General features: G+C 51.6%; 23 protein-coding genes and 1 pseudogene. 11 read left to right on the forward strand and 13 right to left on the reverse strand.

Annotated elements, in window-relative coordinates:
- Positions 1-199: 199 nt before the first annotated feature.
- The 3 genes from OGY67_RS04495 to fabI form a co-directional block, all read right to left on the reverse strand.
- Positions 200-2,134, reverse strand: coding sequence for an exoribonuclease II (locus OGY67_RS04495; RefSeq protein WP_032943600.1), 1,935 nt, complete (start codon positions 2,132-2,134; stop codon positions 200-202).
- Positions 2,135-2,223: 89 nt separating this feature from the next.
- The gene (locus tag OGY67_RS04500; protein WP_286573558.1) at positions 2,224-3,369 is read right to left on the reverse strand and encodes a CMD domain-containing protein; all 1,146 of its coding nucleotides are present in this window, start codon (positions 3,367-3,369) and stop codon (positions 2,224-2,226) included.
- A 214-nt stretch (positions 3,370-3,583) separates the two neighbouring features.
- Positions 3,584-4,372: an enoyl-ACP reductase FabI gene (gene fabI, locus OGY67_RS04505; protein ID WP_032943597.1), complete on the reverse strand. Its 789-nt coding sequence runs from the start codon at positions 4,370-4,372 to the stop codon at positions 3,584-3,586.
- Positions 4,373-4,814: 442 nt separating this feature from the next.
- On the opposite strand from fabI, the gene OGY67_RS04510 reads away from it, so the two are divergent.
- Positions 4,815-5,507 (forward strand): EAL domain-containing protein, encoded by a 693-nt coding sequence (locus tag OGY67_RS04510; RefSeq protein ID WP_032943595.1) that lies wholly within the window; start codon positions 4,815-4,817, stop codon positions 5,505-5,507.
- A 38-nt stretch (positions 5,508-5,545) separates the two neighbouring features.
- On the opposite strand, the gene sapF is transcribed toward OGY67_RS04510, so the two are convergent.
- The 5 genes from sapF to sapA are packed head-to-tail and all read right to left on the reverse strand — an operon-like array spanning position 5,546 to position 10,828.
- Positions 5,546-6,352, reverse strand: coding sequence for a peptide ABC transporter ATP-binding protein SapF (sapF, locus tag OGY67_RS04515; RefSeq protein ID WP_003020558.1), 807 nt, complete (start codon positions 6,350-6,352; stop codon positions 5,546-5,548).
- A gap of 1 nt (position 6,353) precedes the next feature.
- Complete coding sequence (gene sapD, locus OGY67_RS04520) at positions 6,354-7,346, reverse strand: peptide ABC transporter ATP-binding protein SapD (RefSeq protein WP_003020556.1); 993 nt, start codon at positions 7,344-7,346, stop codon at positions 6,354-6,356.
- Positions 7,346-8,236, reverse strand: a complete 891-nt coding sequence (gene sapC, locus OGY67_RS04525; RefSeq protein ID WP_003833291.1) for a peptide ABC transporter permease SapC — start codon at positions 8,234-8,236, stop codon at positions 7,346-7,348. Before sapC ends, sapD begins: the two co-directional genes overlap by 1 nt.
- On the reverse strand, positions 8,223-9,188 hold the full coding sequence (sapB, locus tag OGY67_RS04530) for a peptide ABC transporter permease SapB (protein WP_252431221.1): 966 nt from the start codon (positions 9,186-9,188) through the stop codon (positions 8,223-8,225). The genes sapC and sapB overlap by 14 nt, the downstream gene beginning before the upstream one ends.
- The gene (gene sapA / locus OGY67_RS04535) at positions 9,185-10,828 is read right to left on the reverse strand and encodes an ABC transporter substrate-binding protein SapA (RefSeq protein ID WP_003833288.1); all 1,644 of its coding nucleotides are present in this window, start codon (positions 10,826-10,828) and stop codon (positions 9,185-9,187) included. Before sapA ends, sapB begins: the two co-directional genes overlap by 4 nt.
- Before the next feature lie 534 nt (positions 10,829-11,362).
- Between sapA and OGY67_RS04540 the strand changes: the two genes are divergently transcribed.
- Complete coding sequence (locus OGY67_RS04540; RefSeq protein WP_003833285.1) at positions 11,363-11,815, forward strand: SgcJ/EcaC family oxidoreductase; 453 nt, start codon at positions 11,363-11,365, stop codon at positions 11,813-11,815.
- Positions 11,816-11,856: 41 nt separating this feature from the next.
- Here OGY67_RS04540 and OGY67_RS04545 read toward each other — a convergent pair whose 3' ends face one another.
- A complete protein-coding gene (locus OGY67_RS04545; protein ID WP_063865802.1) occupies positions 11,857-12,501 on the reverse strand; it encodes a quinolone resistance pentapeptide repeat protein QnrB16 in 645 nt (214 codons plus the stop codon).
- A gap of 94 nt (positions 12,502-12,595) precedes the next feature.
- Positions 12,596-13,585 carry a phage shock protein operon transcriptional activator gene (gene pspF / locus OGY67_RS04550; protein WP_161495982.1) on the reverse strand — a complete coding sequence of 330 codons (990 nt, stop codon included), beginning with the start codon at positions 13,583-13,585 and terminating at the stop codon, positions 12,596-12,598.
- Between the two features lie 155 nt (positions 13,586-13,740).
- On the opposite strand from pspF, the gene pspA reads away from it, so the two are divergent.
- Genes pspA through pspD form a run of 4 tightly spaced genes read left to right on the forward strand, consistent with a single transcriptional unit; the run spans position 13,741 to position 15,286 of the window.
- Entirely contained in the window at positions 13,741-14,409 is a 669-nt protein-coding gene (pspA, locus tag OGY67_RS04555; protein WP_003020532.1) for a phage shock protein PspA, read from the forward strand.
- A gap of 54 nt (positions 14,410-14,463) precedes the next feature.
- A complete protein-coding gene (gene pspB, locus OGY67_RS04560) occupies positions 14,464-14,688 on the forward strand; it encodes an envelope stress response membrane protein PspB (protein WP_003020509.1) in 225 nt (74 codons plus the stop codon).
- A complete protein-coding gene (gene pspC, locus OGY67_RS04565) occupies positions 14,688-15,047 on the forward strand; it encodes an envelope stress response membrane protein PspC (RefSeq protein ID WP_040093158.1) in 360 nt (119 codons plus the stop codon). Before pspB ends, pspC begins: the two co-directional genes overlap by 1 nt.
- A gap of 8 nt (positions 15,048-15,055) precedes the next feature.
- Complete coding sequence (pspD, locus tag OGY67_RS04570; RefSeq protein WP_286573565.1) at positions 15,056-15,286, forward strand: phage shock protein PspD; 231 nt, start codon at positions 15,056-15,058, stop codon at positions 15,284-15,286.
- Between the two features lie 165 nt (positions 15,287-15,451).
- On the opposite strand, the pseudogene OGY67_RS04575 reads toward pspD, so the two are convergent.
- Positions 15,452-15,577: pseudogene (locus tag OGY67_RS04575) on the reverse strand (LacI family DNA-binding transcriptional regulator); the annotation flags it as partial.
- Positions 15,578-15,732: 155 nt separating this feature from the next.
- On the opposite strand from OGY67_RS04575, the gene pspE reads away from it, so the two are divergent.
- From pspE to tyrR, 4 genes are all read left to right on the forward strand, one after another.
- Positions 15,733-16,050, forward strand: a complete 318-nt coding sequence (pspE, locus tag OGY67_RS04580) for a thiosulfate sulfurtransferase PspE (RefSeq protein WP_008784913.1) — start codon at positions 15,733-15,735, stop codon at positions 16,048-16,050.
- A gap of 142 nt (positions 16,051-16,192) precedes the next feature.
- Entirely contained in the window at positions 16,193-17,590 is a 1,398-nt protein-coding gene (locus OGY67_RS04585; RefSeq protein ID WP_286573567.1) for a YcjX family GTP-binding protein, read from the forward strand.
- Positions 17,587-18,648 (forward strand): YcjF family protein, encoded by a 1,062-nt coding sequence (locus OGY67_RS04590; RefSeq protein WP_008784911.1) that lies wholly within the window; start codon positions 17,587-17,589, stop codon positions 18,646-18,648. The genes OGY67_RS04585 and OGY67_RS04590 overlap by 4 nt, the downstream gene beginning before the upstream one ends.
- A gap of 147 nt (positions 18,649-18,795) precedes the next feature.
- Positions 18,796-20,340, forward strand: coding sequence for a transcriptional regulator TyrR (gene tyrR, locus OGY67_RS04595; RefSeq protein WP_008784910.1), 1,545 nt, complete (start codon positions 18,796-18,798; stop codon positions 20,338-20,340).
- A gap of 55 nt (positions 20,341-20,395) precedes the next feature.
- Here the strand turns inward: tyrR and tpx are convergent, their stop codons facing one another.
- Positions 20,396-20,902 carry a thiol peroxidase gene (tpx, locus tag OGY67_RS04600; RefSeq protein ID WP_003020437.1) on the reverse strand — a complete coding sequence of 169 codons (507 nt, stop codon included), beginning with the start codon at positions 20,900-20,902 and terminating at the stop codon, positions 20,396-20,398.
- 115 nt (positions 20,903-21,017) lie between these two features.
- On the opposite strand from tpx, the gene ycjG reads away from it, so the two are divergent.
- A complete protein-coding gene (ycjG, locus tag OGY67_RS04605; protein ID WP_008784909.1) occupies positions 21,018-21,983 on the forward strand; it encodes an L-Ala-D/L-Glu epimerase in 966 nt (321 codons plus the stop codon).
- On the opposite strand, the gene mpaA is transcribed toward ycjG, so the two are convergent.
- Complete coding sequence (mpaA, locus tag OGY67_RS04610) at positions 21,958-22,686, reverse strand: murein tripeptide amidase MpaA (protein WP_060682138.1); 729 nt, start codon at positions 22,684-22,686, stop codon at positions 21,958-21,960. The two genes, ycjG and mpaA, sit on opposite strands and share 26 nt — an antisense overlap.
- Positions 22,687-22,824: the final 138 nt, after the last annotated feature.

Raw genomic sequence — 22,824 nt, forward strand, 5'->3', positions numbered from 1 at the left:
GTGATTATGGCTGAACGTATTGTTTTATTTATATATTTATATGTAATCCAGAATCCATAAAAAGCAAAGCCAGCGGAACTGAAAAATAGTAAAAAAAAATTTTGACTGGATAAGAGAAGTGTAGTGTGTGGTTGAAATTTGGCCGCTAAAAAAAGAAAACGACCTTTCAAAAAAGAGAAAGGTCGTTGGATTTGTCAGTTTACGCTGCTGGACGCGCGATAACGCTACGGGTTTCCATGCGAACTTCGGCGATAGTTACGTCAATCACATCAGTGACTTTGTAAACTACTTCACCTTTGATTTGTACGGTCCCACTTTCCTGGCTGCAGACCAGTTCATCACGCACGGCGTGCAGGAAGGGGGCAGGAATAAAGGCAACAGCGCCATTATCAACCAAACGTACGCGCATGCCGCCGCGGCTGACGTCGATGATCTCGGCCGCAAAGCGGGTGTCGGTTCCGGCTTTATCACTCAGGAAACGGGCGTATAGCCAGTCACCCACGTCACGCTCAGCCATCCGGTTCAGGCGACGACGTTCTGCCATTTGCACGGTGGTATCATCCTGAGGTCGAGCGACGGTTTCGCCTTTGATGACAGCCTTAAGCAGACGGTGGTTGATCATATCGCCGTACTTACGGATTGGGGAAGTCCAGGTGGCATATGCCTCCAGACCCAGCCCAAAGTGTGGACCTGGCTCAATACTAATTTCAGCGTAAGACTGGAAGCGGCGAATTCGGCTGTCGAGGAAACCGGATGGCTGTGCATCCAGTTCGCGGCGCAGTTTGCAGAAACCTTCCAGTGTTAGAACTTCTTCGGCATCGACGTGCATACCGTGGGTTTTCAGCAGCGAGGCCAGAGCGTCGGCGTTGGCCGGGTCGAATCCCATATGGACGTTATAAATACCGAAGCCCAGCTTGTCGCGAAGCACACGGGCGGCGCAAATATTTGCCGCAATCATGGATTCTTCCACGATACGGTTTGCGATGCGGCGTGGCTCAGCGACGATGTCCAGTACTTCACCTTTTTCACCGAGAACGAAACGGTAATCCGGGCGATCTTTAAAGACCAGCGCGTGGTTATGACGCCACTCTCCTCGGCTCAGGCAAATACGATGCAGCAGACGGATTTGTTCCGCAATCGCGTCGTTTTCTGGTTGCCACTCGCCAGTACCTTCCAGCCAGTCGGAAACATTGTCATAGGCCAGCTTCGCTTTAGACTCGATGGTTGCGGCGAAGAAGGTGATGTTGTCTTCAATCGTGCCATCGGCGGTAATGCTCATACGACAAGCTAAAACCGGGCGCACTTCGTTCGCGCGCAGAGAGCAGAGATCGTCAGACAATTCACGTGGTAACATCGGGATATTGAACCCCGGTAAATAATTGGTGAACGCGCGAATTTTAGCCGTTTTATCCAGCTTGCTGCCTTCTGCAATCCAGGCTGTTGGGTCGGCAATGGCGACGGTTAATTGTAGCGTGCCGTCAGCTTGTTCTTCAGCATACAGCGCATCGTCCATATCTTCGGTGCTGGCGCTGTCGATGGTGACGAAATTGAGGGCGGTTAAATCTTCACGAACCAGGCCTTCGTCCAGCATTTCGGTTGCTACACCGTCTGGTGCTTCTTTTTCCAGATTATGGCGTGCCAGTGTGACCCACCACGGGACAAAGTGGTCATCAGCAAAAGTGATAAATTGGGTTAACTCGGCGTAGAAGGTGCGATCGCCTTTCAGCGGATGGCGGCGCATTTCTGCAACAGCCCAGTCGCCTTCTTTAAATTCATGTTCAACGCCGCGGGCTGCACGACAAGGAATAGCATCTTTCAGTAACGGATGATCCGGCACAATGGACAGACGGTCATTTTTGCCCTGAACTTTACCCACGAAGCGCGTCAGGAAGGGTTCGATCAGTTCTTCCGGCTCAGCAGACTCACGGTCTTTTTCTGTATGGATAACCGCAACAATACGGTCGCCATGCATCACTTTTTTCATCTGCGGCGGTGGAATGAAATAGCTTTTTTGTGCATCGACTTCCAGGAAGCCAAAGCCTTTTTCCGTGGCTTTTACCACCCCTTCAGCACGTGGCGTCTGGGAATGTAGTTGCTGTTTAAGCTGCGCTAGCAGCGGGTTGTCCTGAAGCATAATTGTCTATTTTCGTGGCTAAAAGAGCGGCTGACAGTTTTACGCGATTCTGCCAGTTGCAGCAAGCGCTCTTTCAGTAAGTGGATCGGTTAATCAGTGTCGCCCAGCGCGATTTTCAAGCGATTCAACCATCCGCACAATCCACTCCAGGCTAGCAGGTTAATGGCCTGCTCTGAAGAGATTCCCTGATCGAACAAAGGCGTTAACAGTGCGGTGCTAAAGCGGTCGGGCGCCCGGGTCAGCCATTGTACCGCCTGTAGGGTGACGCGCTCAACCGGATGTCGTTGTTCCCACCGTTGTAATTCACGTTCATCCTGACGAAGAACGGTAATGGCCTCGGTTAATTCATGAGCTGAATACGCATGTTCATTAAAACAGGCCACGCTGCCATTAATCCGCGAAGTCATCAGCGCCGCCAATGAAAATGCCTGTACCGGTATCCCGCTACGTTGCGTGCTGGAAATGAGCGACCCGAGTAAATCCAAAATGACGGGGGAATGTATCAGTAATGGCAGTAACGCTTGCAGTTCCTCGGGATAACGTCTGTCTATCGACTCATCATGATTAAGATGTTTTTCAATCGGAAATGGCGAAGCGTGCCAGGTAGCGTTTGCTGCACTAAATGGTGAAGCGTGAGCGAATTGTTGTATATCGAGACCCGGAATTCGGCGCACCGGATGTCCACACCAGGCCTGAAACAGGGCCACGATACGGGCCTGAAAACCGACGAATCCGATAATTTGATTCATCAGAATGCTATCGCTGGTGGTCAGCCCGACTGCATCCAGATGATGGCGATCGCGCGCGCCTATCACGGCAGGAGAGCTGGCAAGTTGACGAGCATATTGGGTGATTTGCGCCAGTCGATGGTTACTTTCCCGCGAGGAGTCCGGCCCAGGAAGCGGTGTTAGACGCGCGGCATAGTGATTACATAATCGCTGGACGCCATATACCTGAGCGACGGTTAACGCCGTACTCATCCGTTCATAGGCGCTGAATGTGTGCATCTGACTCAGGTTTACGTGGGTCGGGAAGAGGATCTGTGCAAGTTTACGGGCAGGGATTAACCAGGATTGAAAAGGTAAAAGGGCGTCATCAGATATCGCCAGATCCAGTAAAAAGCAGTCGTCGACATGAGCGGCTTCCGGCACCAGCGGCAGAACATCTTGTGGATACATGCTGGATTGCGTCTCATGATACCAGTGGCTTTTGCCTTCAATTCGGCGTTGTTCCATGGGCGGTCCTTGGTCTAAAAAGTGGCGACCCGGACACGTCGTCACACCACTACGCCGGATCGTTTGCGCTGCAATATCCTGACGTAAGCAGAAGAGGGGATGAAAGATTGTTACGTGATAATAAATATCAGAAAAGCATATATGGGACTGGGTAGAGGGGAATTAAAAACGAGCATCACGGGCGACGGTGGGCCGCCCGGAGAAGAGTGGAAGATTATTTCAGCTCCAGTTCGTTCATTGCAGCGATGCTGAAACCACCGTCAACGTGTACAACTTCACCTGAGATACCGGCAGAAAGATCGGAACACAGGAATGCCGCAGAGTTGCCCACATCTTCAATGGTAACAGTGCGACGAATCGGCGTAACGGCTTCGCAATGGGCCAGCATTTTACGGAAATCTTTGATACCGGAAGCAGCGAGGGTGCGGATTGGACCTGCGGAAATTGCGTTTACGCGTACGCCTTCAGGCCCCATTGCGTTAGCCATATAACGGACGTTTGCTTCCAATGAGGCTTTCGCCAGGCCCATCACGTTATAGTTAGGGATTGCACGCTCTGCGCCCAGATAGGACAACGTCAGTAGCGCAGAGCCAGGGTTTAGCATGGAACGACATGCTTTTGCCATCGCAACAAAGCTATAAGCGCTAATGTCATGCGCAATTTTAAATCCTTCGCGGGTAACTGCGTTCACATAATCGCCTTCCAGTTGGTCAGCAGGTGCGAAGCCGATGGAGTGTACGAAACCGTCGAATTTCGGCCAGGCTTTGCTCAGTTCAGCAAACATGGCGTCAATGCTGGCATCTTCAGCTACATCACACTGCAAAACAATGTTGGAGCCTAATTGCGCTGCAAATTCTTCCACACGACCTTTCAGCTTGTCGTTCTGGTAGGTGAACGCCAGTTCGGCACCTTCGCGATGCATCGCCTGAGCGATTCCCCATGCGATAGACAATTTACTGGCAAGGCCTGTCACCAGAATGCGCTTACCTGATAAAAAACCCATGGCTTTAATCCTTTTGGTTAACACTTATCTTTTATCAATCAATGAGTTATGATTGACGCATCAAACACACTCGAAATTGGCCTGAAATTATATCCCACGCTTTTTCCCTTGAGAATGGTTATCCGCCTCACGTGACCTGTCACGTTATTACATGTGAGGAGTATATCATCCCCCTCCGCTTATGCTTCGTTCAGGCATCTAACGTCGGTGAATCAGAGAAAATACGAGGTTTCAAAGGCATTGAAATGGTATTATTTCATTGCTAGCTGATGTTAATAAACATAGCAAGGTAGGAACTTTCTTAAAACATAAAACATGACAATATTCAGCTTGTTATGATATATTGTTTTTATCGATCAATATCGATTCATTGATCGATATTATTGATTGATTGTGATTAGAAGTGCATTATCAGGATTTTATGATCAATTGGAGTGGTCTTATGCACTATCATTTCATCGCGGAACCGATGAGAGACACAACAGATAAATTACTGGGTGTAGAGATTAACGCCCGGTTTACTTCAGATACGGTTCACCCGTTGCATCCAGATTTCATCATTTCAGCGTGGGATAGCGAACAAAAGCGTAATTTCATGCTCGAGCAAATTCGACTAATTGCCGAAAAGCGTGACTGGTTTGAGCGCAACAGCCTTATTTGCACCCTGAACCTCATTGACGAAATGGCACTGCTGGCGATTGGTGATCCAGCCATCAAGTCGGCCTTACATGCTCTACCATTTATTGCACTGGAACTTTCAGAACGTTTTCTGTCGAATACCGTGTGCCTGAATAATCTGCTGATTAATTCACTTCGCGACGGCCCAAACGCATTGTGGTTGGGCGATCTTGGCTCCGGCAGCGTAGGGGCCAGTCCGCTGGTTTGCGGTCATTTTGACGTTGTGAAACTGGATCGCGGTTTCTTCCTGGAACAGGTAGAAAAACCGATGTTCCCGGTGCTGATCAAAAATATCAGGGAATATTGCGACCGTGTTGTGGTGAAGGGAGTAGAAACAGTACGACTTATCGACGAGGCCAGTACCGCAGGTGTCTGGGCAATGCAGGGTGGTGCCCTTTACCCGTCAGTCGCGTTTACTGAAGTTGATACGCTGCTCTTACCCACGTTGTGTCACTGATGACAGATTGCCCCCCGGTTGAGGAGGGCAGCCGTTTGCTAACGATCTTTTCGCCAGGCATCAGCGGTAAGCGCTTCGCCGAAATGACCTGCAATCAGGCGGCGGGTAAGCTCATGAAGCGGGGACGCCAGAACATCCGCTGTACTGCCGCGTTCTACCACTTCGCCCTGGTGCATGACTAATACCTGATCGCTGATGTGCTTCATCATGCCAATATGTTGGGTCACATAGATATACGAAATCCCCTGTTTTTCCTGCAATTCCAGCATCAGATTGATGAGCTGCGAACGCATCGACATGTCCAGAGAGGCCAGGGCTTCGTCGGCGATAATGACTTTGGGGCGTAAAATGAGCGCACGGGCAAGGCCCAGACGCTGTTTTTGCCCTGGGGCCAACATATGTGGGTAATAGCTTACGTGATCGGGCAGCAGCCCGACCATGCGCATGGTCTCCACGATCTGTTTACGACGCTGCTCAGGCTCGAGGTCGGTATTCAGACGTAGCGGAAAATCGAGGATTTGCGAGATACGTTGCCGCGGATTAAGCGATGTTGACGGATCCTGGAAAATCATACGGATCCGCTGACTACGAAATGAATAATCGCCATATTTTAACGGATGATCGTCAATCAGCAGTTCACCGCTGGTGGGTTCAATCATACCCGCCAACATTTTTGCCAGCGTAGATTTCCCCGAACCGTTTTCACCAATGACGGCGAGCGTCTGACGTTCACGCAGGGTGAAACTCAGGGGCTTGACGGCCTCAACGGTCTGGCGGCGAAATAAACCTGTCCGGTAGCGAAAGGTTTTGCTCAGATTACGAACTTCGAGCAGGGTTTCTACCATCTCACTCTCTCTCCATGTTCAGCGGGAAATGACAGGCGTAGAGATGATTCTTTGCTCCGGTCAGTCTTGGGGTTTCAATACATTCGCGTTGTGCATAAGGGCAGCGTGGCCCCAGACGACAGCCGATGGGTAATTGTTCCAGCAATGGAATAGCTCCTGGCATGGTATTCAGGCGGCTTTTGTGCGGCATTGCGCTACCAAAATCAGGAATAGCGCGAATCAACGCTTGAGTATAAGGATGATGAGGAATGGTCACCAAATCTTTACTTGGCGCGGTTTCGACCGTTTGCCCGCAGTACATCACGTTGATTTTGTCAGCCCACTGGCTGAGCATTTGCAGGTCATGGCTTATCAACAAAATGGTGGTATTGCTGTTTTGATTCAGACGGGTTAGCAGACGGAAAATTTGCGCCTGGGTGGTTGGCTCCATCGCGTTCGTCGGTTCATCGGCAATCAGCAAACGCGGCTGATTCGCTAATGCGATAGCGATCATGACCTTCTGACATTCACCGTCGGTTAGTTCATATGGGAAGCTGCGCATGGCGTCTTTATGGTCTTTTATCCCGACGCGGTGCAAGAGTTCAATCGCACGGCGCTTGCGCCAACCGATGCGCTGCCACCAGCGACCTTTGTAGGTCCATGCCGGAATATTTTGCATCAGTTGACGTCCGATACGCTCGGACGGATCGAGACATGACTGCGGCTCCTGAAAGATCATGGAGACGTTATGACCGACCAGTTTGCGTCGTTCACGCGCGGAAAGGCGTAGCAGATCGATATCATCAAAACGCATACGGTCTGCGGTTACGCGCCAGTTATCTTTAGCGACGCCGCAAATGGCCTTAGCGATCAGACTTTTGCCGGAGCCAGATTCGCCGACCAGCCCGCGGATTTCACCCTCATTCAAGGTCATGCTGACACGATCAACAGCCTTTACCCAGTCGTCACCGGTCCTGAATTCAATGGTCAGGTTGCGGATATCCAGTAATGGCATTACTCCACCCCCGCAATAATTGCGCGGCGCACGCCGTCACCCAATAGGTTAACCAGCAACACGCTTATCATAATTGCCGCGCCTGGCAGCATCACCGTCCACGGTGCGACATAAATCAGCTCCAGCGCGTCGCCGAGCATGGCTCCCCATTCCGGGGACGGCAGCTGTGCGCCAAGATCGAGAAAACCCAGCGCGGCGATATCCAGAATCGCCATCGACAGTGCGCGGGTGATTTCAGTAATAAGGCCAGCGGTAATATTGGGCAGAACGGCGAACCACAGAATATTCAGTGTGGTTGCACCGTCCAGGCGAGCGGCAATGACGTACTCTTTCTCCAGCTCGTCATGCACCATGCTGTAAACGGAGCGCACCATGCGCGGCAGCAGCGCCAGCCAGACGGCAAACATGGCGTGTGTCAGATGCGGCCCGGCAAAGGCCACCACAATAATCGCCAGCAGCAGAGAAGGGATCGACAGCAGGGTGTCCAGAATGTGGTTCAGCACCGCAGAGCGCAAGCCGTGCGTCGCACCGGCAACTACGCCCAATACCAGGCCACACAGCGTGGCGGCAAGAGTAACGACAAACGCGCCGCCAACGGTCGGGGCCGCGCCGCTGAGCAGACGACTTAAAACGTCACGTCCCAGATCGTCAGTCCCGAGGAAGAATGAGACTTCGCCATAGCGCGACCATGACGGCGGTAAAAGCTGATAGCCGAGAAATTGCTGATCGATGCCGTAAGGGGCAAACCAACCACCAAAAATACACAGAATAGCCAGTCCCGCACAGCCGTACAGGCCAATCATCGCAGTCGCATCACCATAGAAATTGCGCCATGCGGTGCGCAACGTACCTGGCGGGCGTTTTTCGCTATAGACGCTATCGTAAGGCATACCATTCCTTATGTTTCAGAGGGTTAGCCATAGCACCCAGAATATCAGAGATGACATTAACGATGATAACCAGTGAACCAATCACCATCACGCCCGCTGAAATCGCCGCGTAATCCTGCTGGCGAATCGCGTTAATCAGCCAACGACCAAGACCTGGCCAGCTAAAGACCATCTCGGTGATCATCGCCAATGTCAGCATGGTGGAAAACTGTAAGCCCAGACGCGGGATCACCGGCGGAAGGGCATTGTGCAGGACGTGACGACGCAGAATCGTTAATCGTGACAGACCGCGCGTGGCCGCCGCTTTGACGTAGTTCTGGTCAAAGACCTCAATGGTGCTGATACGCATCAGGCGGATAACTTCTGTGGTGGGCGCAACGGAGAGCGTCAGCACCGGGAGCACCATATGACGGATAGCGCTGACCAGCATTTCATCGCGCCAGGGCGAGTCGGAGATCCACGCATCAATAATGGCAAAACCGGTAACAGGTTTCACCTCGTAGAGAAGATCAAAACGCCCGGAAACGGGTAACCAGCCGAGGGTCAGTGAGAAGAGCAATGTCAGCAGCAGCGCCAGCCAAAAAACGGGGATAGAAAACCCCATCAGAGCCAATGCGCTGATGCAGTGGTCCTGCCATTTGTTCCGCGTGATACCGGCCAGCATACCAACGGGGATCCCAACCATTAGTGCAAAACCAAAGGCAAGAATGCACAGTTCCATTGTGGCCGGGAACACCTCTTTCAGCTGCTCTGAGATCAACTGACCGTTGATACTGGATACGCCGAAATCCCAGTGAATGAGACCATTGAACCAGAATACCCATGCGTTCCACAGCGATGCACCCTGTAACGGCGCATGAGGCGTGAAGTAGCTCAGGCTGAAGCCAATAAAGGTCAGGAAGAACAGGGTTACCAGTAGCAATAAAAATCGACGCAAGGTGAAGATAATCATGGTTTTTTCACCTCATCTTTCTTTTCCCTGGACACGCCGGCAAAAGAGGCATTACCGAATGGACTGAGCACCAACCCTTTGATGTCGTAACGATAAGCCTGCAGACGCAGTGAAGAGGCCAGTGGCAGGATCGGTAACTCTTGGGCAAGAATATTTTGCGCTTCGTCATAGGCATCAATTCGCGATGATAGCTGCTGCGAAGAGAGGGCCTTGCGCAGAATGCTGTCAAACTGTGGATTACACCAGTGGGCAAAGTTGGTCTGCGAATTGATGGCGGCACAGCTGAGCAACGGCCGGAAAAAACTGTCAGGATCGTTACTGTCCGTCGCCCAGCCGGATAACGTCAGATCATGGTTCATATCCATTAATCTCGCCTCCTGAAAACGACCTTCTACCGGGATGATCTTCACTTTCACACCCACCTGAGCCATATCTGCCTGAATCAGCTCGGCGGTTTTCAGCGGACTGGGGTTCCAGGCTTGAGAGCTGGTAGGGACCCAAAGTTGTAACGTCAGATTCTCCAGCCCCAGCGCTTTTAGCTGCTCGCGCGATTTTGCCGGGTTGTATTCTGTAATTTTAGCTTCGTTATCATAAGCCCACGAGGCGCGAGGCAAAATAGATGCCGCGGTTTCTGCCGTCCCGTAGTAGATAGACTGCATTAACCGCTGGTTGTTGATCGCTAGCGCCAACGCATGCCGCACGGCAGGGTTATTCAACGGCGGTTTATTGGTGTTGAACGCCAGATAGGCAATGTTCATCCCCGGGCGCAGCGTCAGACGCAGGCGAGGGTCATCACGCAATATGCTGAGCTGGCTGGCGGCAGGCCAGGCCAGGACGTCGCACTCGCCAGTGAGTAATTTCGATAAGCGTCCGGTTCCACCAGAACCGAGATCCACTACGACCTGCGGCATCAGAGGAGTGCCACGCCAGAATTTTTCATGTCGCTGCAACCGAATATATTGGCCGGCACGATTCTCCGAAAGCTGGTACGGGCCTGTGCCGACGGGTTGTCTGTCGAGCAACTCCTGGCGATCCTGTTTTGCCAGATTAGCGGCATATTCCGCCGACATTACGGAGGCATAGTGTGTGGCAAGGTGCCACATAAAGGAGGCATCCGGTTGCGTTAAGCGGAATTCAACGGTGTTGTTGTCCAGTTTGCGCACGCTTTGGACGTTATCGGCAAACTGCAGGCTGTCGAAGTAGGGGAAACTGCTGCCGTTCACATTGTGCCACGGATGGTGGCGATCAAAGATGCGCTCGAAGGTAAACACCACATCGTCTGCATTCAGTTTGCGGGTGGGGGTGAACCAGGCAGTCTTCTGAAACTGAACGTCACGACGCAGATGGAAGCGGTAGGTTGCGCCGTTATCCAGCACCTCCCAGCTTTCAGCAAGCTCAGGCACCAGCCGATAGGTGTAGGGATCTACATCAAGCAGTCGGTCATACAATTGGGCCGCTAACGTATCGACGATGAGACCGCTGCTCGTTTTTTGTGGGTTGAACGTATTGACTTGCCCGCTGACGCAATAGACAAACCCACTGTCACGGATATCAGCGTGCGGAGCTTGCTCAGGCGCAGCAGCAGCCTGACCACTCAGAAATCCAGCCATCACGATCAGAGATGATAAAACCAGGCGCATAATTTTAATGGATTATATAAAGAGGCTATCTTACTAATACTTAATGACATTTGCCATTACCGTTTGTTTTTGGGAGTAACAGGCTCGATAAGCGCGAGTTCAACACCGCGACATGGTCAAAATTCATACCTGCTATCCACTTTGAATCTACTCTGTTAACTATCTTAGCATTTTCATGGCCCATCTGACTTGCAATAAACGTGGGGGCGTACCTGTCGTTGTTTACTGATTGATATCAGTGTGTGCTCGGAAGATGGAGTATGGCATCGATAACGAAGTGTGGAGCGAGCATTTAGAGGGTCACTATCAATGCTGAACTATAATCATTCAGGAAGTAGTACACGTTATGTGAGTTGTAATAGCTAAAGTATCTATAATTATTTCAATATGTTAATTCCATTTTTTCTTCATGGCATCTTAATCTTCTCACCCATTTATGGTGATGATTTCCATTGGTTATTAAATGCATTTTGGCTTAGATCCTGGTTATGAACGGTTTTCTGTTGCCATATAACTTCTAATGGAATGAATTGTATGAATAAATTACTGAGCCTTGTTGTTTCACTTGCCCTATTGCCTGGAGCCGTTTTTGCAGCGTCGACTCCAGACTGTGTGAAGGTGAATAAAGCGCAAATCGAAGCGCTATTTGATAAGTGGAACGAGTCATTGAAAACAGGTAACGCGCAGACGGTATCTGAAAATTATCTTAGCGATGCGGTATTGCTGCCTACTGTATCCAATAAAGCGCGTTTAACGGACGCTGAACGTGTTGATTATTTCGAGCATTTTCTTGCGAAAAAGCCGACCGGGAAAATTGACATGCGTACCATTCGCCTGGGGTGTAATAAGGCGATAGACACCGGTACCTACACATTTACCTTCGCGGACAAATCAACGGTTTCAGCCCGCTACACATTCACTTATGCTTGGGACGGTAAAGAGTGGAAAATTTCCACACACCACTCTTCAGCGATGCCTGAGGGGTAAAAAACAGTGCAGGGGGCGGAATATTCACCGCTCCCTGAAGACTAGCCAATAATCGCGATGCCAAGACGTTCCATGAGCAACGATGCCTGGTAGTTGTCCAACTTAACGCCTTGTAAATCAACCCCCCGAATATCTAAGTCACCCAACTCCGAATTGGTCAGATCGCAATGTGTGAAGTTTGCTGCTCGCCAGTCGAAAGTCGAAAACTCGCCGCCGGAGAGATCTGAACCACTGAACGTCGCGCCCAGTACCTGGGTACCCATCCAACGGTTTTCCCACAGCTCACACTTTTCCAGCACGACTTTCGAAAAATTGGCGTAGCTTAGATTTGTATTCGTGATATATGCGCTACAAAACCAGGTGCGCGTGGTGATCATATTCATAAAGCTTGCGCCGCGGAAATCTGCGCCTTGTGCGCGGCAGTGGCGAATTTCAATGCCAAGCGCACTGGCATTGCGAAAATCCGCCATGGATAAATCACAGCTTTTAAAAATGGCATCTTTCAGCATCGCACGACTAAAATTGCACCCTTTCTGGCTTTCACGATCATAGAACTGACAGCCGATAAATTCAGTGCCGCTCAGGTCGGCACCTGAAAAATCACAGTTAAAAAATGTACTATTTTCAATTTTCTCACCGGTGAAGCGGTTTCTGTCAATTTTTTCGCCAACGAGTGCCAGAGCCATATTTGTACCTGTTTTTATATACAGTAATGGCGTCATGGTAAACCCTGATGAGGTTATGCGTCAAATCCGCCAATATGACATCTGCAAATGTGCGTTAAATCTGGTGTTTTTTCAGCAAAGCGCGAAGCTGATGGTAAGTCAGACCCAGTAATTCAGCGGCTTTTTTCTGGTTAAATTTTGCCTGCTGTAAGCTGGTTTGTAGAAAGTCTTTCTCTTGCTGCTGCTGGAATTCACGCAGATCCAGCGGTAACCCTACAGACATCGGTTTAGTTTCCGGCGCCTGCGGCTGAGTAGTGTGGCGGCGAAAGGGGTCAATGATTATCTCATCCAGCGGGTAATCACTGGTTCCATGCCGGTAAACGGATCGCTCCACGACGTTTTTCAGTTCACGAATATTGCCCGGCCAACGGTAGTGGAGGAGAGTTTCTCTGGCCTCGGCACTAAAACCCGGAAACAGAGGTAATCCGATCTCGCGGCACATCTGAATGGCAAAATGTTCGGCCATTAACATAATGTCACTTTGACGCTCGCGTAACGGTGGGAGTTGCACCACGTCAAAGGCCAGGCGATCCAGCAGGTCCGCGCGGAAAGTGCCTTCGCTAACCATGCGAGGTAAGTCGGCATTGGTCGCACAAACAAGTCGTACGTTAACCTGTAATGGTTGGCTACCACCTACGCGCTCCAGCTCGCCATATTCAATAACGCGCAGCAATTTTTCCTGTACCAACATCGGGGCAGTTGCCAGTTCATCGAGAAACAGCGTACCGCCGTCGGCGCGTTCGAAACGTCCTGGATGGCGTTTTTGCGCGCCGGTAAAGGCACCCGCTTCGTGACCAAACAGTTCGGAATCAAGCAAATTTTCGTTTAGCGCCGCGCAGTTAAGCGAAATAAACGGGCCTTGCCAGCGGGTGGAGAGGTAGTGCAGGCGGTTGGCGATAAGTTCTTTCCCGGTCCCGCGCTCACCTATAACCAGTACTGGTTTATCCAGCGGCGCGAGATGAGAAACCTGCTCCAGCACTTCAATAAAGCTGTTCGCTTCGCCCAGAAGATTATCTTTGTATCCTGCCATGATGAAATTCACCATTTGTTAGTGTTATTCACCAATTTACCCTAATTTTCGCAACAGGTAAAATTAGATATAATTAATAGAATCAATTAGATAAAAAGTTGGCACGCCCCGTGCATTACGAAAATAGCAGGGCATTGCCCGATATCAGAACAGTAAGTGAGGATTACATTATGGGTATTTTTTCTCGTTTTGCCGACATCGTGAACGCCAACATTAACGCGTTGCTGGAAAAGGCTGAAGATCCGCAGAAGCTGGTGCGGTTGATGATCCAGGAAATGGAAGACACGCTGGTTGAGGTACGTTCCAACTCAGCGCGTGCGCTGGCAGAAAAGAAACAATTATCTCGCCGTATTGAACAGGCCAGCGCGCAACAGGCAGAGTGGCAGGAAAAAGCTGAACTGGCGCTGCGTAAAGAGAAAGAAGATTTGGCGCGTTCTGCGTTAATTGAAAAGCAGAAACTGACCGATTTAATTGCCTCTCTGGAGCATGAGGTGACACTGGTTGACGATACGCTGGCGCGTATGAAAAAAGAGATCGGTGAGCTGGAAAATAAACTCAGTGAAACCCGTGCTCGTCAGCAGGCGTTGATGCTGCGTCATCAGGCAGCGAGTTCTTCTCGTGATGTTCGTCGTCAACTGGACAGCGGTAAACTCGATGAAGCGATGGCGCGCTTTGAATCTTTCGAGCGTCGTATCGATCAGATGGAAGCCGAGGCTGAAAGCCATAACTTCGGTAAACAGAAGTCTCTGGATCAGCAATTTGCTGACCTGAAAGCAGATGATGAAATCAGCGAGCAGCTGGCGCAACTTAAAGCCAAAATGCAGCAAGACAAGCAATAATAACATCTGGCGGCGCCCGAACGCGCCGCCGCTCATCACCTGTAAGGAGTACTCATGAGCGCGCTATTTCTGGCCATCCCGTTAACCATCTTTGTGTTGTTCGTTTTACCGATTTGGCTCTGGCTGCATTACAGCAACCGTTCCAGTCGTGGTGAACTGTCGCAAAGTGAACAGCAACGTCTGGTCGAACTCAACGATGACGCACAGCGGATGCGCGAGCGCATTCAGGCGCTGGAAGACATTCTTGATGCTGAACATCCAAACTGGAGGGACCGCTAATGGGAGGCGTTAATCTGAATAAAAAACTGTGGCGTATACCGCAGCAGGGCATGGTGAAAGGGGTTTGCGCGGGTATTGCGCATTATCTCGATGTGCCTGTGAAACTGGTGCGGATCCTGGTGGTACTGTCCATCTTTTTTGGTCTGGCCTTTTTCACCTTTGTCGCCTACATCGTGCTGACGTTTGTGTTGGATCCGATGCCGGACAACGTGGTTTCCGGCGAACAGCAGCCATCAAGCGGTGAGCTGTTGGATGCCGTCGATCGCGAGCTGGCGGCAAGTGAAAAGCGTTTACGTGAAATGGAACGTTATGTGACGTCCGATACTTTTTCCTTACGTAGTCGCTTCCGTCAATTGTGAGGACAGAAATGAACAATCGCTGGCAACGTGCCGGGCAAAGGGTTAAGCCGGGCTTTAAAATAGCAGGTAAGCTGGTGCTTCTAACCGCGCTGCGCTACGGCCCGGCGGGTGTAGCAGGGTGGGCGGTGAAGTCCGTCGCCCGACGCCCGCTAAACATGCTGCTGGCGTTGGTTCTGGAACCGGTGTTGAGTCGGGCTGCGGCAAAATTGTCGAAACGCTATTCAGGTAATCAACCCTGATATTTGAATCAGCAAAAGCAAGCAACAATTAATCAACATTCCCTCAGTTAATTTGCGGCAGCTCACAAATATAATTTTGGGGCTGTCAGAATTCTTTTGGATCGTTACCACGGGTATTGAGGGTGAACTAAAAAATCTATTTCGCAGAGCATTAATACCCAAGTTTTATATCAGGAAGTCGGTCAGCAATATTTGTGTTCCTATCGTGATATTCTGTAATCCTTTCTCACCTGCAATCAGATTAAATAATAAATTACAGCTTTGCTCACCTAATTGTTGGGTAGGAACATCAAATGTGGGTAGAAAAATCAACAGGCTAACTGCAGCATGGGTAACCTGAGGAACAATCGTCCGCGCCTGCAGACGGTGATAATGCAGTCGCAATATTTTCTTAAGAACTGGCGTATAGTGTAGAGGTAAATCCAACTATCAGTCAGGAAGATATTATGTTGAAAAAAGGTGTATTAGCATTGGCTCTGGTCATCGGCATGCCGGTTTACGCAGCCGAACACTGGATCGATGTTCGCGTTCCTGAACAGTACCAACAGCAGCATATTCAGGGGGCCGTCAATATTCCGTTAAAAGAAATGAAGGCACGTATTGCAGCTGAAGTTCCTGATAAGAACGACACTGTGAAGCTGTACTGCAACTCCGGGCGTCAATCGGGACAAGCGAAGGATATGTTGACTGAAATGGGCTATACGCAGGTGACGAATGAAGGTGGCATCAACCAGATCTCGCTTCCTAAAGTAGAGAATAAATAAGCCGTACGCAGTTCTTCTGCTCCTGGCGGTAAGAATAATGCCGCCAGGTACCGCCCAGGTAGTTGATAAGTAAGAATTGACCCCTATCTTTACTTCCTGTTTGTTATAATTTCTTCGGTTCCTTCAGCAAAACGGGATGGCGATGAAGCGACTTAAAAATGAACTCAATTCGCTGGTTAATCGCGGGGTAGACCGGCATTTACGCCTGGCTGTTACCGGACTTAGCCGCAGCGGTAAGACGGCGTTTATCACCGCGATGGTAAACCAGTTACTTAATATTCATGCCGGTGCGCGCTTGCCGTTGCTCAGTTGCGTGCGCGAAGAGCGTCTGCTTGGCGTGAAACGGGTTCCTCAACGCGATTTTGGCATTCCGCGCTTTACCTATGATGAGGGACTGGCACAGCTGTACGGTTCTCCGCCGACCTGGCCGACCCCTACGCGTGGCGTGAGTGAAATACGTCTGGCGCTGCGCTATAAATCCAATGACTCTTTACTGCGCCACTTTAAAGACACCTCCACGCTGTACCTGGAGATCGTCGATTATCCGGGGGAGTGGCTGCTCGATTTACCGATGCTTGCCCAGGATTATCTGAGCTGGTCGCGGCAAATGACCGGATTATTGCAGGGGCAGCGGGGCGAATGGTCGGCAAAATGGCGGCAGTTATGCCAGGGGCTGGATCCGTTGGCGCCTGCTGATGAAAACCGTCTGGCGGAAATTGCTGCCGCCTGGACGGAGTATCTGCATCAGTGTAAACAGCAGGGCCTACATTTTATTCAACCGGGCCGTTTTGTCCTGCCCGGAGATATGGCGGGCGCGCCTGCGCTGCAATTCTTCCCGTGGCCGGATGTCGATGCCTGGGGTGAATCAAAGCTGGCGCAGGCTGACAAACACACCAACGCGGGCATGTTGCGCGAAAGATTCAATTATTACTGCGAAAAGGTCGTCAAAGGGTTTTATAAGAATCACTTCCTGCGCTTTGACCGCCAGATTGTGCTGGTCGATTGCCTGCAGCCGCTCAACAGCGGGCCACAGGCGTTCAACGACATGCGCCTGGCGCTTACCCAGTTGATGCAAAGCTTCCATTACGGGCAGCGTACGCTGTTTCGTCGGCTATTTTCTCCGGTGATCGACAAGCTGCTGTTTGCCGCCACCAAAGCCGACCACGTCACGGTGGATCAGCACGCCAATATGGTGTCGTTATTGCAGCAGCTGATCCAGGACGCATGGCAAAACGCGGCGTTCGAAGGTATCAGCATGGATTGTCTGGGGCTGGCATCGGTGCAGGCAACCACCAGCGGCTTGATCGACGTGAAAGGTGATAAGATCCCGGCGCTGCGTGGTAATCGTCTGAGCGATGGCGAACCGCTAACCGTTTATCCGGGGGAAGTGCCCGCGCGACTGCCAGGACAGGCGTTCTGGGACAGCCAGGGATTTCAGTTTGAAGCATTTCGCCCGCAGGTTATGGATGTCGATAAACCCTTACCGCATATCCGCCTCGATGCCGCGCTGGAGTTTTTAATAGGAGATAAATTGCGATGAGCGAGCCGTTAAAACCGCGTATCGATTTCTCAGGTCCGCTGGACGTGGAACAAAACACGGCGTTTAAAGCGCAGCAAATGTTCAACGAAACGGAGGCGCAGACTTTTTCTCCGGCGAAAGTGGATGAACCCCTGGAAGACGATGGTCAGGCGGAGGCCGTCATTGATGCGGCCTTACGCCCCAAACGCAGTCTGTGGCGCAAGATGGTGATGGGCGGGCTGGCGCTGTTTGGCGTAAGCGTTGTTGCTCAGGGTGTGCAGTGGACCATGAACGCCTGGCAGACTCAGGACTGGGTCGCGCTGGGAGGATGTGCCGCAGGCGCATTGATTATCGGCGCAGGTGTCGGATCGGTGGCGACCGAGTGGCGCAGATTGTGGCGATTGCGTCAGCGCGCGCACGAACGTGATGAAGCGCGAGACTTGCTCCACAGCCATGGAACCGGAAAAGGTCGTGCATTTTGTGAAAAACTGGCGCAGCAGGCGGGTATCGATCAGTCGCATCCGGCGCTACAGCGTTGGTATGCCTCAATTCATGAAACGCAGAACGATCGCGAAGTGGTCAGTCTGTATGCCCATCTTGTACAGCCGGTACTGGATGCGCAAGCCCGGCGTGAGATTAGCCGTTCAGCGGCAGAGTCCACGCTGATGATTGCAGTCAGTCCGTTGGCGCTGGTGGATATGGCGTTTATCGCCTGGCGAAATCTGCGGCTGATTAATCGCATTGCATCGCTGTATGGCATTGAACTTGGTTATTACAGCCGTCTGCGCCTGTTCCGCCTGGTGCTGCTGAATATCGCTTTTGCCGGGGCTAGTGAGCTGGTGCGGGAAGTAGGGATGGACTGGATGTCGCAGGATTTAGCCGCCCGCTTATCAACGCGTGCCGCACAGGGCATTGGCGCGGGGTTATTAACGGCGCGTCTGGGCATTAAAGCTATGGAGCTTTGCCGACCGCTGCCGTGGATCGATGATGATAAGCCACGACTGGGCGATTTTCGCCGTCAACTGATTGGTCAGGTGAAAGAGACCTTACAAAAGAACAAATCTCCGCGCGAAAGTTAGCTAAAAAACAGGCGCCGATCGTATAACTTTACGCCCCGGCGCCCAATTTTCCAGCGCGCTGTCAATATTTGTTGACAGAGTTCTTCCTGCGAACCAAATACTGTCTTATCATTTACTACATAATCCCTTGTCCTGATGAAGGTTCCTATGCGTTTGGAAGTCTTTTGTGAAGACCGTCTTGGTCTGACCCGCGAATTGCTCGATTTACTGGTGCTAAGAAGCATTGATTTACGCGGTATCGAGATTGACCCCATCGGGCGGATTTACCTTAATTTTGCGGAGCTGGAGTTCACCAACTTCAGCAGCCTGATGGCTGAAATTCGCCGTATTTCAGGGGTTACGGATGTGCGTACCGTGCCCTGGATGCCTTCCGAACGTGAACATCTGGCGCTGAGTGCTCTGCTTGAAGCGTTGCCAGAGCCGGTCCTTTCTCTTGATATGAAAAGCAAAGTTGAGATGGCGAACCCTGCGAGCTGTCAACTTTTTGCGCACACCCAGGAGCGGATGCGCAACCATACCGCAGCCCAGTTAATCAATGGGTTTAACTTCCAGCGCTGGCTGGAAAGCAATCCGCAGGATTCCCATAGCGAACATGTCGTGATTAACGGGCAGAATTTCCTGATGGAGATTACGCCTGTCCATTTGCAGGGCGAAAATCAGGAGCAGATGCTGACCGGCGCGGTGGTAATGTTGCGCTCCACCATCCGAATGGGACGTCAGCTGCAAAATATGACTACGCAGGATCTCAGCGCGTTTAGCCAGATTATTGCCGTCAGCGCCAAAATGAAACACGTGGTGGAACAGGCGCGCAAGCTGGCGACGCTGAGCGCGCCGCTGCTGATTACTGGTAATACCGGCACCGGCAAAGATCTCTTTGCTCACGCCTGCCATCTGGCAAGCCCACGTGCGTCGAAACCGTATCTGGCGCTGAACTGCGCGTCAATCCCTGAAGATGCGGTTGAAAGCGAGCTATTTGGCCATGCGCCGGAAGGTAAAAAAGGGTTCTTTGAGCAGGCGAATGGCGGTTCGGTTCTGTTAGATGAAATTGGCGAAATGTCGCCGCGTATGCAGACCAAATTGCTGCGTTTTCTCAATGACGGCACGTTCCGTCGTGTGGGAGAAGATCACGAAGTTCATGTCGATGTTCGCGTGATTTGCGCAACGCAAAAGAACCTTGTGGAGCTGGTGCAGAAAGGACTTTTCCGTGAAGACCTCTATTATCGTCTGAATGTACTGACGTTAAACCTGCCGCCGCTGCGCGATTGCCCACAAGATATTATGCCGCTCACCGAACTGTTCGTGGCGCGTTTTGCCGATGAGCAGGGCGTGCCGCGTCCGAAGCTGTCCGCCGATCTCAGCACGGTGTTAACCCGTTACGGTTGGCCGGGCAACGTGCGTCAGCTTAAAAACGCTATCTACCGGGCGTTGACCCAGCTTGAAGGCTATGAGCTGCGGCCGCAGGATATTTTACTGCCGGATTATGATGCGGCAACGGTTGCGGTCGGAGAAGAGGTAATGGAAGGGTCGCTGGATGAAATTACCAGCCGCTTTGAACGCTCCGTGCTGACGCAGCTGTATATGAATTATCCCAGCACGCGCAAGCTGGCCAAGCGCCTCGGCGTTTCGCATACCGCGATTGCCAATAAATTGCGCGAGTACGGCCTGAGCCAACAGAAAAAAAGCGAAGAGTAATGCCGTAAATGAAAATGCCTCCATTCGGAGGCATTTTTGTATGCAAACGCAGCTTTTACGCTTTCAGTACGTCCAGCGCCGCTGTGTAGTCTGGTTCGTTGGTGATTTCATTGACCAGTTGGCTGAAGACGACGTTGTCATTTTCATCGATAACAACTACGGCACGTGCGGCCAGACCTTTCAGCGGGCCTTCAGCGATTTCAACACCGTAGTTTTTCAGGAATTCTGCGTTGCGCAGGGTGGACAGCGTGATAACGTTGCTCAGACCTTCCGCGCCACAAAAACGAGAGTGGGCGAATGGCAGGTCGGCCGAAATACACAGTACGACGGTATTGTCGATTTCTGTCGCCAGTTGGTTAAACTTACGTACCGATGCCGCGCAAACGCCAGTATCGATGCTTGGGAAAATATTCAGCACTTTGCGCTTGCCTGCAAACTGGCCCAGCGTAACGTCAGACAGGTCTTTAGCCACAAGGGTAAAAGCCTGAGCTTTGCTTCCAGCCTGAGGAATGGAGCCGGCAACTGCAACCGGGTTGCCCTGGAAATGAACGGTTTGTGACATGGTTATCTTCCTGTTTACATATAGTTAACGTCGAGGCTAGTTTATGCCATCAACAGTTAACACGGCAAACGCTATTTGCGGATATCCGCTTCAGGGACTGCATTAAGGAAAACAAATGAGAACAGTTAAGGTATATGAGGAAGCCTGGCCGCTGCACACTCCCTTTGTCATCGCCCGTGGGAGCAGGACCGAAGCGCATGTGGTTGTCGTCGAATTGACAGAAAATGGCGTCACAGGTATTGGCGAGTGCACACCGTACCCACGCTACGGTGAAAGCGATGCCTCTGTCCTGGCGCAAATTATGAGCATTGCGCCACAGCTGGAAAACGGACTTACGCGAGAAGAGCTGCAAAAGCTGCTGCCAGCAGGGGCTGCGCGAAATGCCGTAGACTGCGCGTTGTGGGATCTGAGTGCGCGTCAACAGCAGAAGTCGCTGGCGGAATTGGTGGGAAGTGAACTGGCGGAAGTGGTGACGACGGCGCAAACAGTGGTGATTGGCTCGCCGGAACAAATGGCCGCGAGCGCGGCTGCGCTGTGGGGAAATGGCGCGAAACTGCTGAAAGTTAAACTGGATGCTCGCTTGATTAGTGAGCGGATGGTTGCCATTCGTGCGGCTGTTCCTGACGCTACGATTATTGTCGACGCCAATGAATCCTGGCGGGCAGAAGGCCTTGCGGCACGCTGTCAGCTGTTGGCTGATTTAGGGGTGGCAATGCTGGAGCAGCCGCTGCCGGCTCAGGATGATGCCGCGCTGGAGAATTTTGTGCATCCGCTGCCCATCTGCGCAGATGAAAGTTGCCACACTCGCAGTAGCCTGAAAGCGCTGCACGGACGCTATGAAATGGTCAATATCAAACTGGACAAAACAGGCGGTCTGACGGAGGCACTGGCGCTGGCAACGGAAGCCCGCGAGCAGGGATTTGCGCTGATGCTGGGCTGCATGCTGTGTACCTCCCGGGCTATCGGTGCGGCGTTACCGCTTACGCCGCAGGTTAACTTTGCAGATCTTGATGGCCCTACCTGGCTTGCCAGCGATGCGGAGCCAGCCCTGCATTTTACGACCGGGCAGCTCCATCTCTAGGGTGCCAGCGCAGCAGATTGGACATGGCCAGCAGGTATTTTTCGCTCGCTTCATCCGATGAAATGGGCGGAAATTCGGCGGTTATGCAGTGTAAATTCAGGTCTGCGCACCAGCTCCCAAAAGAGCCGGGCGTTTCATAACCTACGCTGGTGACCAGAGGCAATTCAAACGACTGTGCCAGCCACGAACCCAGCTCGCTGCTTCTGGGATCTTCAATACAGGCCAGTGGATCGTGAAAAGAGACTACCCAGGCGGGATGAATTCGGTGAATAAGCTGACACAACGCCTGGGTTTCTGGTTCTGAACCCGGACTTTCGCCGGTCAACAACACCACATCACGCTCTTCTGCGCTACTGTTCCAGCGGTACACCGTTTCGCCCGCTTTCCAGTTTGCGGCGGGAAAGTTACGGTTCAGATCGACGCCGTTCGCATTTGCGCGCAGTCCAAGCTGGCAACCGTCAGGGTTTACGGCCAGCACTACATGGTGGCGACGCAGAGAAGGGTTAAGCGTACGCAATGCGCAGGAAAGGGTAACGACCGAGGAGTTTTCGTCGCCGTGCGTTCCCGCCAGTATCAGACCGCTTTCACGATCGGCTGCCAGTGCAGGAAACCAGATTAGCGGTGCGCCTAACAATGAACGTCCGTAATGTTCGGTTCCTGGTGGGAATGCGCCGCGCTCGGCACGGGGACGGGTAACGGTCATAGTCATCTCTGAATGCTTGGATTGTTACTCGCAGTGTTGTGCAAAATGTATGGATAATCAAATCGTTTTCACACACTTATCTTTTCAGGTGTAATATCACTTTCTTGTCGGAAGTTAATTGCATTTCCTGCTGGCGAT

It is taken from the genome of Citrobacter sp. Cpo015 (assembly GCF_030333035.1).
Taxonomy (GTDB): Bacteria; Pseudomonadota; Gammaproteobacteria; order Enterobacterales; family Enterobacteriaceae; genus Citrobacter; species Citrobacter portucalensis.

Excerpts from the sequence above, each read along its gene's own strand:
- OGY67_RS04495 (WP_032943600.1), bottom strand. The coding sequence starts at position 2,134 with ATGCTTCAGGACAACCCGCTGCTAGCGCAGCTTAAACAGCAACTACAT.
- OGY67_RS04500 (WP_286573558.1), bottom strand. The coding sequence starts at position 3,369 with ATGGAACAACGCCGAATTGAAGGCAAAAGCCACTGGTATCATGAGACG.
- fabI (WP_032943597.1), bottom strand. The coding sequence starts at position 4,372 with ATGGGTTTTTTATCAGGTAAGCGCATTCTGGTGACAGGCCTTGCCAGT.
- OGY67_RS04510 (WP_032943595.1), top strand. The coding sequence starts at position 4,815 with ATGCACTATCATTTCATCGCGGAACCGATGAGAGACACAACAGATAAA.
- sapF (WP_003020558.1), bottom strand. The coding sequence starts at position 6,352 with ATGGTAGAAACCCTGCTCGAAGTTCGTAATCTGAGCAAAACCTTTCGC.
- sapD (WP_003020556.1), bottom strand. The coding sequence starts at position 7,346 with ATGCCATTACTGGATATCCGCAACCTGACCATTGAATTCAGGACCGGT.
- sapC (WP_003833291.1), bottom strand. The coding sequence starts at position 8,236 with ATGCCTTACGATAGCGTCTATAGCGAAAAACGCCCGCCAGGTACGTTG.
- sapB (WP_252431221.1), bottom strand. The coding sequence starts at position 9,188 with ATGATTATCTTCACCTTGCGTCGATTTTTATTGCTACTGGTAACCCTG.
- sapA (WP_003833288.1), bottom strand. The coding sequence starts at position 10,828 with ATGCGCCTGGTTTTATCATCTCTGATCGTGATGGCTGGATTTCTGAGT.
- OGY67_RS04540 (WP_003833285.1), top strand. The coding sequence starts at position 11,363 with ATGAATAAATTACTGAGCCTTGTTGTTTCACTTGCCCTATTGCCTGGA.
- OGY67_RS04545 (WP_063865802.1), bottom strand. The coding sequence starts at position 12,501 with ATGGCTCTGGCACTCGTTGGCGAAAAAATTGACAGAAACCGCTTCACC.
- pspF (WP_161495982.1), bottom strand. The coding sequence starts at position 13,585 with ATGGTGAATTTCATCATGGCAGGATACAAAGATAATCTTCTGGGCGAA.
- pspA (WP_003020532.1), top strand. The coding sequence starts at position 13,741 with ATGGGTATTTTTTCTCGTTTTGCCGACATCGTGAACGCCAACATTAAC.
- pspB (WP_003020509.1), top strand. The coding sequence starts at position 14,464 with ATGAGCGCGCTATTTCTGGCCATCCCGTTAACCATCTTTGTGTTGTTC.
- pspC (WP_040093158.1), top strand. The coding sequence starts at position 14,688 with ATGGGAGGCGTTAATCTGAATAAAAAACTGTGGCGTATACCGCAGCAG.
- pspD (WP_286573565.1), top strand. The coding sequence starts at position 15,056 with ATGAACAATCGCTGGCAACGTGCCGGGCAAAGGGTTAAGCCGGGCTTT.
- pspE (WP_008784913.1), top strand. The coding sequence starts at position 15,733 with ATGTTGAAAAAAGGTGTATTAGCATTGGCTCTGGTCATCGGCATGCCG.
- OGY67_RS04585 (WP_286573567.1), top strand. The coding sequence starts at position 16,193 with ATGAAGCGACTTAAAAATGAACTCAATTCGCTGGTTAATCGCGGGGTA.
- OGY67_RS04590 (WP_008784911.1), top strand. The coding sequence starts at position 17,587 with ATGAGCGAGCCGTTAAAACCGCGTATCGATTTCTCAGGTCCGCTGGAC.
- tyrR (WP_008784910.1), top strand. The coding sequence starts at position 18,796 with ATGCGTTTGGAAGTCTTTTGTGAAGACCGTCTTGGTCTGACCCGCGAA.
- tpx (WP_003020437.1), bottom strand. The coding sequence starts at position 20,902 with ATGTCACAAACCGTTCATTTCCAGGGCAACCCGGTTGCAGTTGCCGGC.
- ycjG (WP_008784909.1), top strand. The coding sequence starts at position 21,018 with ATGAGAACAGTTAAGGTATATGAGGAAGCCTGGCCGCTGCACACTCCC.
- mpaA (WP_060682138.1), bottom strand. The coding sequence starts at position 22,686 with ATGACCGTTACCCGTCCCCGTGCCGAGCGCGGCGCATTCCCACCAGGA.